At 61.8% G+C, this 12,430-nt stretch carries 6 protein-coding genes; 1 reads left to right on the top strand and 5 read right to left on the bottom strand.

Going from position 1 to position 12,430, the window contains the following annotated elements; translation table 11 throughout:
* Positions 1 to 21 precede the first annotated feature (21 nt).
* The gene (gene copC / locus RT567_RS00315) at positions 22 to 384 is read right to left on the bottom strand and encodes a copper homeostasis periplasmic binding protein CopC (protein ID WP_313573512.1); all 363 of its coding nucleotides are present in this window, start codon (positions 382 to 384) and stop codon (positions 22 to 24) included.
* Positions 385 to 769: 385 nt separating this feature from the next.
* A complete protein-coding gene (locus RT567_RS00310; RefSeq protein WP_313573510.1) occupies positions 770 to 1,057 on the bottom strand; it encodes a hypothetical protein in 288 nt (95 codons plus the stop codon).
* Between the two features lie 395 nt (positions 1,058 to 1,452).
* Between RT567_RS00310 and RT567_RS00305 the strand changes: the two genes are divergently transcribed.
* Positions 1,453 to 4,386, top strand: a complete 2,934-nt coding sequence (locus tag RT567_RS00305) for a TonB-dependent receptor domain-containing protein (RefSeq protein ID WP_313573508.1) — start codon at positions 1,453 to 1,455, stop codon at positions 4,384 to 4,386.
* 228 nt (positions 4,387 to 4,614) lie between these two features.
* Here RT567_RS00305 and RT567_RS00300 read toward each other — a convergent pair whose 3' ends face one another.
* The 3 genes from RT567_RS00300 to RT567_RS00290 form a co-directional block, all read right to left on the bottom strand.
* Positions 4,615 to 6,075, bottom strand: a complete 1,461-nt coding sequence (locus RT567_RS00300; RefSeq protein ID WP_313573506.1) for an amidohydrolase — start codon at positions 6,073 to 6,075, stop codon at positions 4,615 to 4,617.
* A 205-nt stretch (positions 6,076 to 6,280) separates the two neighbouring features.
* Positions 6,281 to 9,229 carry a TonB-dependent receptor domain-containing protein gene (locus RT567_RS00295; protein ID WP_313573505.1) on the bottom strand — a complete coding sequence of 983 codons (2,949 nt, stop codon included), beginning with the start codon at positions 9,227 to 9,229 and terminating at the stop codon, positions 6,281 to 6,283.
* Between the two features lie 324 nt (positions 9,230 to 9,553).
* Positions 9,554 to 12,253, bottom strand: a complete 2,700-nt coding sequence (locus tag RT567_RS00290; RefSeq protein ID WP_313573503.1) for a M14 family metallopeptidase — start codon at positions 12,251 to 12,253, stop codon at positions 9,554 to 9,556.
* Between the last annotated feature and the right edge of the window lie 177 nt (positions 12,254 to 12,430).

Here is a 12,430-nt window from a genome sequence, read left to right as displayed (position 1 = left end):
ATGATCCAAACCTCGACCATATCAGCGGACGGTGAAGTCGTAGCTGCCGGTCATGCGGTGGCCGTCGGTGGAGGCGATGCGCCAGTTGACGACATAGGCCCCGGCGGCCAGCGGGCGAGCCAGGGTTCCAGTGATGGTCTTGCCGTCCTGGCTGACCTGGGTGCGGACCGTCGCCTTGGCGCCGGCGGCGTTGACCACGTCAAAGCTCGAGAAGGCCGGAGCCACACGGTCGCTGAAAGTCAGGGTCACGACGCGCGGCGCCGCCACGGCCGACTTAACCGCCGGCGTGGCGCTGACCAGGCGAGCGTGCGCCGCCGCCGGCGCGGCCGACAACAGAACGACGGCAGAGACGGCGATGAAGGGAAGGGGGTTCAAGATGGACATGATCGTCTCCAGATGGAGGCCGTTGAGGCCCTGAAGACAACTACGGGCGAAACGGACCACGCCCTCAGGCGTCACATTGCTGGACGCTAAGTCGCTGAAACAGCCCGGCGTTGTGCACCGTCAGCGCCACGATCATGACCCCTCTGGTAACGGGCGAGATGTCCGATTTCTATACGATGGAAGCGATCGGGCGATGCCCCGGCCTAGGCGGCTGGTAATCGCCATCCATCATTGTGGATGAAGGCTCCCGGCAAACGTTTGGGGCCTTTTTTGCCTGCAGCAAAGGCTGGATCAGCGACGACAACGAAAGTCTGCACAACTACCGATTACCTCCGCCCCGGCTGATCTCTCAACCGGAGCGAAGGACTGAATCATCGATGTCTGATCACCACTCCGGCGGTAGATAGGGGCCCATCCCTGTACAGAGGTACATCGGAGTTGCATCATAGTACGGCGTATGAAGTTGCACACGCTTAGCATAGACGTTCTGACCAGACGCCACGCAACCCTGATCAGAGTCATAGCCGATGACGATCGTTTTGGCGGCATCCTCGTAAAGGACGTAGGAATAGGCGATCTGTGGATCCAGATAGGTCTGCGCCAGAGCGGCTCCGGCGAGCCCAATAGTTAGTAGACCTGCAACAGCTAACCCAGCTTTCAGTCGCTTCGTCATCTCATTCCTCCGAACGAGCGCCACAGCGGCGCTTGAAGAGCAAAGAATGGGGATTACAATCTCACAACTCACGGTTACGTGAGGCGTGACGACCATGGCTGACCAGGCCGTCGCGCAGCCCAGGCTTTCGCAGAGCGCCTGTCATCACCACGCCCGGACCAGGCGGTCGAAGAACGCTGTGACATTTCAGCAATCGAAATGGAAAAAAAGACTGAAAATTTTCAAAGAGTCTATTTTTGGCGGAAGTACGTCTTTTTCCGCGCTGCAGTGTGTCGTTATGGTCGGATTCGCGTCGACACGCCGTCGTCGCGTGTTTTGCTATCCATGCGCCGTGGGGGTTGCTTCGGCAGTACGGGGCGCTTTTTTAGAAGGGGACTCTCTTGAAGAAGAGATTCATGCGCGAGCACTTGCTCGCAACGACTATCATTGGGGGCGCAGCTCTAGGCTTCATGGCCGCGACGCCCGTAATGGCGCAGTCGACGGGCGAGGAAGTGTCCGAAGTCAGCGCTATCGTCGTCACCGGCTCGCGTATCCGTCAGCCCGGCTATGAAGCGGCTAGTCCGATCTCGTCCGTAGGCGCTGAGGAAATCGCTCTTGAGCAACCTGTCGCCGTTGAAGAACTGGTCAAGGATCTGCCGGCTGCAGTGCCGGCCGTCGGTTCGGCCACCAACAACGGCTCGGGCGGCGGCGCGACCATCAACCTGCGCGGCCTGGGCACCAACCGCACCCTGGTCCTGATCAACGGCCGCCGCATGGTGCCATTCAACCTGCAGGGCGTCGTCGACACCAACACCATTCCTGTGGCCTTGGTCGAACGGATTGACGTTGTCTCGGGCGGTGCTTCGGCTGTGTACGGCGCTGACGCCGTCGCCGGTGTCGTGAACTTCATCTTGAAGGACAACTTCGAGGGCGTCGAGTTCGCCTCCTCCTATGGCCTTTCGGAAGAGAACGACGCCGTTCGCCGCAAGATTGACCTGACCGTTGGCGGCAACTTCGCCGATGACCGTGGCAACGCCGTCGTCAGCTTCGGCTACACCAAAACTGACCCGTTGTATCAGGATCAGCGCCCTTGGGGCCTGGTGGCTCGTTCGTCCAATACCGGCAATCCGCTGGGTTCGGGCACCTCGGTTCCTGGCCGCTTCGGCGTGACGCCGGTTGCGGGCGGCACGCCGATTCCGACTGGCGCTGAAATCAATCCGGCGACAGGCGCTCTCATCGGCCCGAGCGATCCCGCCTACAATGCGGCTGGCTACAACTACAACCCGTTCAACCTCTATCAGACGCCGCTCAGCCGCTATCAGATCAACGCCCTGGGGTCGTACAAGATCAGCCCGTCGGCCGAAGTCTACAGCCACCTGACCTACGTCAAGAGCGACGTGTCGTTGGATAACGCCCCGACTGGCACATTTGGCAACACCTACAGCGTGCCGATCGGAAACCCGTTCATTCCGGAGCCGATGCGTCAGCAACTCTGCGCAGCGCGCGGCATTCCGGCGGCGAGTTGTGTCGCCGGCGCTGGCGGTTCGACCATCATTCCGTTGACGATCAATCGCCGCTTCACCGAGATGGGTAGCCGTCCGGTAGACTACGAAAACAAGACACTGCAGCTCTTGGCCGGCATTCGCGGCGATATCGGCTCCAACTGGAACTACGATATCTACGCATCGCATGGCGAGACCGAGCAACTGGTCACCCGTCGTGACTGGGGCTCGCTGTCCAAGCTGCGCAACGCCTTGAACACGGTCTCGTCCACAGCATGTATCGTGCCGGGCTCCGCCACGCCGGTTGCCGGCTGCGTGCCGATCAACGTCTTTGGCGCTGAAGGCTCGATCACTCAGGCGATGATCGACTACATCAATCTGGCCTCGATCAATAAGACGACGATCGAACAGGATGTGGTGTCGGGCTCGATCTCGGGCATTCTGCCGGACCAATTGAGCAGCCCATGGGCTGAACGTCCAATCGCGACCGCCTTCGGTCTGGAATGGCGTCGTTCTAGCGCCGCCACGCGCGCTGATGCACCCTCGCAGATCAACGGCGAAGTCCTCGGCACCGGCGCTCCAGTTCCGGACCGTCAGGGCGAGTTCGAGATGCGCGAAGCCTTCGCTGAACTTTCGATCCCGCTGATCGAGAACATGCCGTTCGTCCACAGCCTGAACCTGGAAGCCGGTTACCGCTATACCGAGTTCGAGGCATCGGGTAAAAAGACTGACTTTGGCAGCTACAAGATCGGCGGCGACTGGTCCCCCATCGAGGATCTGCGCATCCGGGCCATGTTCCAACGCGCCACCCGCGCCCCGAACATCGGCGAACTGTTCAATCCGCAAGTCACGGGTTTGAGCAATCTGGCGGTTGACCCCTGCCAAGGGGCCAGCATCAATGCTGGACAAGCCACCACGGCCGGCACGCTCAGCAATCTCTGCCGCCTGACCGGCGTGCCGACGGCTGCTATCGGTTTTGTCGCAGCGCCGAACTCGGGACAAGTGAACGTCCTGACCGGCGGCAACCCGGATTTGGGACCGGAAGAGGCTGACACTTGGACCATCGGCGCCGTCTGGCAGCCGGCCTTCGTGCCGAGCCTGCGTCTGAGCGTCGATTACTACGACATCAAGATCGACAAAACGGTCAGCAGCAACAGCGTCAACGACGTTATCCAGGGCTGCTACAGCACCGCGTTGAACCCCAATTTGACGTTCAACGAATTCTGTCAGCTCATCGGTCGCAACACGGCCAACGGTTCGGTCAACGGCGTGGAGGCGCGCGGCGTCGCCCTGCTGCTCTCGAACCTGGGCAATGAGCGTGTGTCGGGCTTCGATCTGGCGGCCAACTATCGCGTTGAGCTGTCGGATTACGGCTTCGGCGACGTCGGTCGTGTTGATCTGAGCGTCAATGGCAATATCGTCACCAAGAACGAAGGCCAAGCCACGCCAGCCTCCGTACTGCGTGATTGCGTTGGCTACTACTCGACTTCGTGCGGCGAGCCGCGTCTGAAGCAACGCTGGACTAGCCGCGCCACTTGGTCGTTGGGCGATTACGCTGCCTCTCTGCAGTGGCGCCACCTGGCAAGCGTCGATGTCGAACCTGGCAGCGGTAACTGGTACGCTCCGTACTCTTCGATCGGGGCTTATAATTACTTCGATCTGACGGCGCGCTGGGACATCACTGACAACGTGCGCTTCACCGCCACGGTCAACAATCTGCTGGATGAAGCGCCGCCGGAAGTCGGCTCCAACATCGGCACCACGGCGTCGAATAACGGGAACACCTTCCCGCAAACGTACGATGCCATTGGTCGTTATTACACCTTTGGCCTGCGCCTGAAGTTCTGATTCGATATCAGAGCTAAAACTTTTGGCGGAAGACATAAGTCTTCCGCCATTTTTTTATAGTCTCATGATGGATAGCGCTCACGCGACGCTCTGACACTGTCAATCCAGAGGCGACTTCAGTTGGCGGATACTCGCCTCGGGGGCCATACCGCCGCCATCTATGCGACGGCGGCGGCCTGAAGCGTCATTTAGGGCGTCAACTGCGGTCCCATCGTCTCGGCCTTGGCGTCATTCTTGGCCGCCGCGATAGTTCAGTTGCGGGGGGCCGTCACCGACCAACGGGCGATAGACGAAGTCCGCGCCACGACGTTGATGGAGCTCTGCCGTCGCCGCAGCGATGGTTTCGGGGCTGACGAACAGTTCAGCCGCCGTCAGGGCCATCGTCTTGGCCGCGACGACCGCGCCCTTGACCCCAATGCTGGAGCCTGCGGCCGCAGTGTTCTGCCAGCTATGCCCCGCCGAACCAGGCACGAACGTAGCGGTCGCCAAACCGACGGTGGGGACGACCCAGCTGACGTCCGACACGTCGGTTGATCCGCCCGCTCCATCGAAACTCAGTTTGGCGGGCTGAATTTCACCAACGCTCGACAGCGGCGGACGGCTGGCCAGAGACTGCTGGAGTTCGGTCGCGAAAGCCGTTTCCTCCGGCGTCCAGGAAATGCCGCCGACGCTATGCAGGTTGCGATCCATGACCGCCATCAGCGCGCCGTTCGGCATCATGCTGTAGACGCCGCCGATCTGCTGGAACTCGTAGCGAGTTTCGGTCCCCAGGGCAGCGCCTTCCGCAGCCTTTTTCAGCCGCTCCATGACCGACAGAACGACTTGGGGATCGCCGTGGCGGACGTAGTAGTAGGACTCCGCATAGTTGGGCACCACATTGGGCGCTTCGCCGCCGTTGGTGATGACATAGTGGATGCGCGTTCCATCAGGAATGTGCTCGCGCATCATATTGGTCATGGCGTTCATGGCCTCGACGGCGTCTAGAGCCGATCGCCCGCGATCCGGCGCGCCGGAGGCGTGGGATGACGTCCCGTAGAACCGGAACTTGCCGCTGACATTGGCCTTGGTCGTCCCCTGGCTGGCGCTGTTGACTGTCGCGGGGTGCCAATGAAGTGCGACATCCACGTCTCGGAACAGGCCGTCGCGGACCATGAAGGCCTTGGCCGAGCCGCCTTCTTCGGCGGGTGTGCCATAGACGCGCAGCTCGCCCTTGATGTTGTTGTCAACCATCCACTGGCGGACAGCGATGGCGGCATAGCTGGAAGCGGCGCCGAACAGGTTATGGCCGCAACCGTGGCCAGCGATCCCATGCAAAGACTGTTCGACGGGCGATACCGCCTGGGACAAGCCGGGCAGGGCGTCGAACTCAGCCAGGAGAGCGATCACCGGGCCGTCGCCGTTCTTGAAACTGGCGAGGAAAGCGGTCGGCTGGCCGGCTATCCCTGCCGTGACCGTGAAGCCTGCGGCGGTCAGATCCTGTTGGAGGCGAGCTGAACTCTGGGTCTCCTGATAACCGACCTCGGCGAACCCCCAGATAGCCAGGGCGGCGGCCCCCAGCTGCTCACGTTCGCGTTCGACGGTCCCGATGATGGCGGACTGCTGCGTCTTGGGTAGTTCAGCCGCCCACCCTGTTGTGCCGGCAAGACACGAGAGGGCGGCGGTGATGGCCGTAAGACTGGTGAATTTCATGTTCTGGATTCCGCTTTTCGTACATGTGTCTAAAGGGGAGACAGACCAGGGGGCGAACTGGTTAGACGATCGTTCCGGATCATCAGGTTCCAAGCAGAATTCGGCCAAGGCCAGAAGCAGCTATGGAATGCGCACCTGGGTTCATCAAAGTGGGAGAGGGAGAAGGACGGGTCTAAACGCCGTCCTTCTCCGCAGCCCAAGCCGTTTAGAAGCTCTTAGTTACGGCGATTGAATAATATCGGCCGAGCGTATCGTAGTTCTGGCCATCATAGCTGCCGGCGAAATTACCGACCTGAGGCGGCTCTTCGTTGAACAGGTTGGAGACGCCCACCCGCACGCTAAGGTCGTTTGGCAGGGTGAAGCGCCCGTTCAGATCGAAGACGTCGTAGGAATCGACGCCCCGTGTCGTGCTGGCCGCGTTGCGAACCTGTTCGGCGCTAATCATCGCGGCGGTATGACGCCACCGCAGGCTGATGTTCATCCAGTCCCGAGTGTAGGATAGGGTCGTATTGGCCTTCCAGTCAGGGTGAGCCAAGCCGGCTCCATCTTCGACGGCGGTGCCGCGGCTGCCAGCGTAGTTGTAGGCCGGGCCGCCCGGCAGGTTCTGGATCTCGAACGTGTCGACATAGCTGACCACGGTGCCCAGAGACAGGCTGCCAGCCGAGGCAGGCAGACCGATGTCGGCCAGGTCAAACGACCAGTCGATCTGCAGGTCCACGCCGCTGACCTTGAACGCCCCCAGGTTCAGCGCAGGTTGCCCCGGCTCGAACAGGAAGCCCGTGGTCGGGTTGCGCGTCCCCATGACCTGGCAATAGTAGTTGTTCACGTCATAGTTGGGATTTCCGCCATTGAGGTTGAAGCAATTCTCGATGGTCTGGATGATGGGCAGATTGCCGACCGCCCCGGTGACTTCGATCGAATACCAGTCAATCGACGTCGAGATCCGCTCGAGGAGCGGCGTGGTGAACGGCGACTGTATGACGGCGCCGATCGAATAGGTGTCGGTGGTTTCTTCCTGCAGGTCGGGGTTGCCGCCGGTCAGGGCGAACACCTGGTTGGAGCCGAACTGATAGGTCGGAAGCACGCCCGCCGGCACGCCCATGGCCAGACACAGGGCCTCGACCTTGGCGGCGTTGGCGCCGCTCTGACCGAAGCCGCCGCGATAGCCGGAGCGGACATCGCAAGGGTCGCCGCCGAACGGGGTCGCGGCGCTGGGGCTGCCGATGCCCGTGCTGCCCGACGATTCCGGAGCGTAGAGTTCGCCGACGCTAGGCGCGCGCACCGAACGGTTGTAGCCGCCGCGCAGACGCAAGGCGTCAACGATGCTCCAGTCGACGTCGACCTTATAGGCGCTGACGCCGCCGACGCTGCTGTAGTCCGAATAACGATAGCCAAGGTTCATATTGACCTCTTGAGCCATCGGCGCGTCCTTTAGCAGGGGAACCAGAGCCTCGAAATAGATTTCGCTGACGCTGGTGTTGCCGCCTGAAGGCCGCAGGACGCTGTACCCCAGAATGTCACTGCCGACGCCCGGAATATTGTACAGTTCGTCGGAGTTGTACTGGAAGGCGTTGTAGCGATAGCCAAGGCCGGTCGCCACGCGCACTTCACCAGCCGGAAGGTTGAACAGTCCGCCCTGGAAGTTCACTTCGGCAACGCGCTGCTTCATGTCGTTGGTGTTGGAGGTCCGACGGCTGATAAAGTCCATACAGCTGTCGGAAATCGGATTGTTGCCGAAGAAGTTGGCGCCGCCGGCGCAGAGTACGGGATAGGCGACCATGCCCACTGGAGCCCCCGACACGGGGTCATATTCCAGTCGCGAGCCGCCGGCGCCGCCGAACGGATCATACAGCAGTTTCAGAACGGCCGATTTGCTGAGAGCGCCATGCTGGATGTTGTTGGTCTTGGTCTGACCCACGCTGGCGAAGACATCCCACGTCCAGTCGCGGTATGGCACGACGCCGTTGGCGCCCATGACGACTTGATAGACGTCATAGGTATTGGTCTGCAGTCGGTCGCCGGCAGCGGTGAAGGCCTTCTGGAAGGTGAAGTCCGCGTTGGGATCACGGCGCGACGCGAGGACCAGCCGTGCGTCAGGCGACAGGAACGGATTGGTGACCGGGGCGCTGAGCGCATAGGCCGCGCCCGACGCCAGGGTAGGGTTGAAATAGGTCAGCGCATCATAGGTCGTGAAGGTCGCCTGAGCGAAGACCGAGGTGTTGTCGGTGACGTCATAGTCAAGCTTGGAAAAGACTGTGATGCGTTCGTTGGTGTTCACCACCTGGCTGTTCGGCCAGCCGAAATTGAGCTGTTTACGGCTGCCTGCGATGTACTGGGTGTCAGTCTCCGGATCGCGGAAATTCTCGACGAAATAGTTGCCGACCGGCGTCACATGGCTGAACAGGGTGCCGTCCAGGTTGAAGCCCAGTTGGCCCGTGTATGTGGCGGAGCCGGTGACGGCATTGGCGCCATAGACATTGCGGAACAGATTGTTGACCACAGCGGCGCTAGGCGCGTTTCCGGGGAAGAGCATCGCACCGGAATCGAGCGTCGCCGTGCCGTTCTGAAGCGTGCGCGCGATGTTGAACGGCCGATCGTTTTGGAACGCGGGTTCGCGCATAGAGTAGTCGACCGACATCATGGCGCGGCCGCGCCCCTCGGCGAAGCGTTGGCCGGCGGTGACGGTCGCGCGGAACTGTTCGCCATCATTGTATTCGCTGACGCCGTACTGGCTGCTGATGGTCAGGCCTTCGATATTGCGCAGGCGGAAGTTGACCACGCCCGCCGTGGCGTCTGAGCCATAGGCGGTGGAGGCGCCGCCGGTGATGACTTCGACGTTGCCGATCAGAGCTTCGGGAAGGGTGTTCAGGTCGATCGAGCCGTCAGGAGACGACGGCTGCATCCGACGGCCGTCCAGCAGGATCAGCGTCCGCTTGGGCCCCAGGCCTCTCAGGCTTGCATTGGCCTGACCGGCGTTCAGCGTCGTGGTGCTGCTGCCGGTGCTGGCCTGGCCGAACGCGCCGGTGAATTGCGGCAACTGCGTCAGGGCGCGCTCGACCGAAACCTGGCCCGTGTCCTCAATGTCCTCGGTCGAGACCGACACGATCGGACTATTGGCCACGTAGTCCGGGCGCGCGACGCGGGAGCCGGTCACGATGATATCGCTCACTTGCGTGGCGGGGTCGGACTGATCCTCCTGAGCGTGTGCTGCGCCGGCCATCAGGGCCGCGTAGGCGCATGCGCTGGTTAGCAATATTCGCGAGGAGCCGGCTTTGATCCGCGTACGTCCTTGAGTGTTCATTAGTATTCCCCTGATTGGAGCTGACTCGTTTCAAAAAATCAGCGACCGAAACGTTGCGTGGGCCGGAAAACACGCACGTGAGCCGCGCTACGCTTACTGAACAAAAGTCACGCCTGAGAGGCAGGCAGCAGAAGTCTGAGCGTCATAGACGCAGGCTTCCGTCGTCGGCTTCAGGGTTTAGTCGGCGGTGGAGGCCGGGCCGTAGAGCAGGCCGTTGAAGAACAACCGGAAGGTGCCGGCAGGCTGGGCGCGCTGCAGAACTTCGACGCCGTAGACAAAGAGCTTGCCCTTGCCGATGTCGACTTCGACCACAGCCGAGGTGTCCTTCAGCAACTCCTGATGGTGCGCCCAGCCGCTGCGCAGCGGCGTATCGGTGTCGAACCAGGCCACGGACTTCGCGCCTTCGCCGACGACGCGATAGGTTTGGCCATTAGAGAAGAAGACGTCAGCGTTGGCTGGCATGCCGAAGGCCAGCGGATCGGTATTGTCCACCTTGGCGCTCAGGATCGAACCCGGCAGGAAGAACTCGGTTGTGGCCAGGGGCCGCTGCGTTCCATTCTCTTCCTTGACTAGGGCTGGAGCGATGGGCGCGCCCAGCAGGTGCGCCAGGCGATTGGCGCCGCCGATCGTGATGACTGAGCCGCCGTTGCGAGCGAACTCGGCGATCTGGGGGACGGTGGCGTCGGCGGTCACTTCGCCCAGCCAGGCGCGATAGGCCTCGGGGATGTCCTCGGCTTCCGGCAGAGGCCGGTTGCGTTGGTTACGATAGGCCGCGTGATTGAGCACGGGCGTGGTGCCGTCGGTGAAGACGAGGACGTCAAACCGTTCGTTCAGGTTTCCTGCAGTGAGGGTCTGCGGATAGACCACCTCGAACGGGAACTCGTATTCCTCGAGAAGCCAACGGGTCCAGCCAGAGCTCATAACGCCGCCATAGCGGTCGACCAGGCCTACGCGGACCGGCTTCAGGGCTATGGCGCCGCCCGCTGGCTTGCGATCCACAGCATAGGCGTTGAAGCCCAGTTCGCCGACCGCCGCTCGCACGGCTGCTGTGCTTTCGGGCGAGGCCGGCACCCATAAGGCGCCCGGCTGCAATTGAGCTCCGCTGATCCTGGCTCCGTCCTCCAGCCATTCGACACGGGCCCCCGCCTTCAACAGGCGGTTGGTCAGGATGAAGCTGTTGTTGATCTCATGGGGGATAACGAAACCCGCGCGGCCCGAACCGATGACCGCGCCCGGCGGCGTAGTCAGTTGATCGTCAGCCCGGCTGAAGGGACCATCAAAGCCATCCAGCACGCGATCGAACGTCACTCCCATCTGATAGGCCAGAGTGTACCCGGCGACGTCATAAGGCAGCTTGGGCGGGCCGCCGGGGTATTCGGTATTGTGCGGATGGTCCTGCGGCTCGAACATGTCCAGCACATGAGGCCGGAAGGCCTGGGCGGTTTTCACGACATAGGCGCCCTGCGGGTAGCGCTTTCCGTTGACGGTGAACGGAGCGCTAGCGACCTCAACGTCGACGCCGCTCTTCATTAAAGCGTTGAGGAAGGCCACCGTGGTGGGCAGGTCGCGTTGTTCTGCGGGATTGATGATGAAGCCGCGCGGATCGCGGTTCTCGGCCGTCTTCAGCACCGTATCGAACAGGCCTGCATCGATGGCTCCGCGGTCGGTGGTGGTGGCCGCCGCCTTCAGGTCTTCGATCTTCTGCGGCGTGACGGTCCAGCTGTCCTCGCTGCCGCGCTCAATGCTGTTGGCGCCCATCTGATAGATGCCCATCAGCAGACGTTCGCGATTGCGCGAAGCGTAGTCGATGACCGCCCGGTTCATCGACCATTGGTAATCGATGCTGTCTTGGAGATGCCATATCCGGGGGCTGATCGGCATGGGCTCGTCATTGCGCGCCAATTGGGTCTCGGGGATCAGCGGAATGGCTTCCGGCGTCGGCCCGCCGATGATCTCGGTCAGGATGCCGACCATGTTGTGGAAGTAGGGGGCCGACCGATACATGCCGTTGTGCCAGGTCGAGTAGGGGGCGACGCTGTCCATCCCTGATCCGGCCTTGCCTTCAGAGATCAGGCGACTGTGCATGACGGTGCCGACCTCGGTGGTCGTGGTCATGACCAGCGGGTCGAAGTTGTAGTTGAACGGGTCACGGAAAGGCGGAATGAACACCACCATCCCGCGCGGGCCGGTCTGGTGCTGATTGAAGACGATCTGGGGGAACCACTCGCGATAGTGGACCCGGTTGATGTTCGCCGTCTCGGGCATCAGCGACATGTAGGAGTCGCGGTTGTTATCGTGGCCGACGTACTTCTGATACAGGCGTGGAATCGAGTCGAACTCGCGCTTCTTCGGGTCTGGGTTGCGCATGTACCAGTCAGCGACAAGCTGCAGGCCATCAGGGTTGGCGTGGCCGAACAGGATGATGACGTCGTCGAGCGTGCGCCGCGTCTCAGCGTCGTTCTGTGTCAGCAGCCGGTGGATAATCTGAATCTGGCCCTGAGTAGTGACGGTCTCGGTGGCGTGCAGGCCGGCATCGATCCAGACGATGGCCTTGCCTTCACGAGCCAGGTCAGCGGCCTGTTCTGCGGTCAGGCCTTCGGCCCGCGCCAGACGGCGAGAAATGTCGCGGTAGCGATCCAGGTTGGCCAGGTTTTCAGGCGAGGACACGATCGCCATCCACTGCGTGCGGCCTTCGGCAGAGGTTCCGAAGCTCTGCAGCTTCATCCGGTCTGACTCGCCAGCCACGCGCTGCAGGTATCGCTCGTATTGATCGTAGTCGGCCAGGAAGTAGTCCGTGCCGGGAGGCTGGGGGAAGAAGCGCTCTGGCGCAGTTACTGCCGCCGAAGCGGGCGTGGCCGCGGCTGTGGCCTGAGCCAAGGCGGTTGAAGCGGGCCCCGCGGCGGTGAGCGCCGTGCTGGTCAAAAGCGCTGCGCAAAGCCGGCTAGCGAAGGTCGTGCGGAACATTGATTTCCCCCAATACGATCGCTCGAAACACCCAGAGCGTCACGACAAGGTTGGACAAAAATCCGCCTCGCGAAAGACATAATTTCTCTT

The organism is Brevundimonas sp., assembly GCF_032107865.1.
Lineage (GTDB): Bacteria > Pseudomonadota > Alphaproteobacteria > Caulobacterales > Caulobacteraceae > Brevundimonas.
Note: the sequence above shows the minus strand (reverse complement) of the source record. Positions and strands in the feature narration are given on the sequence as shown.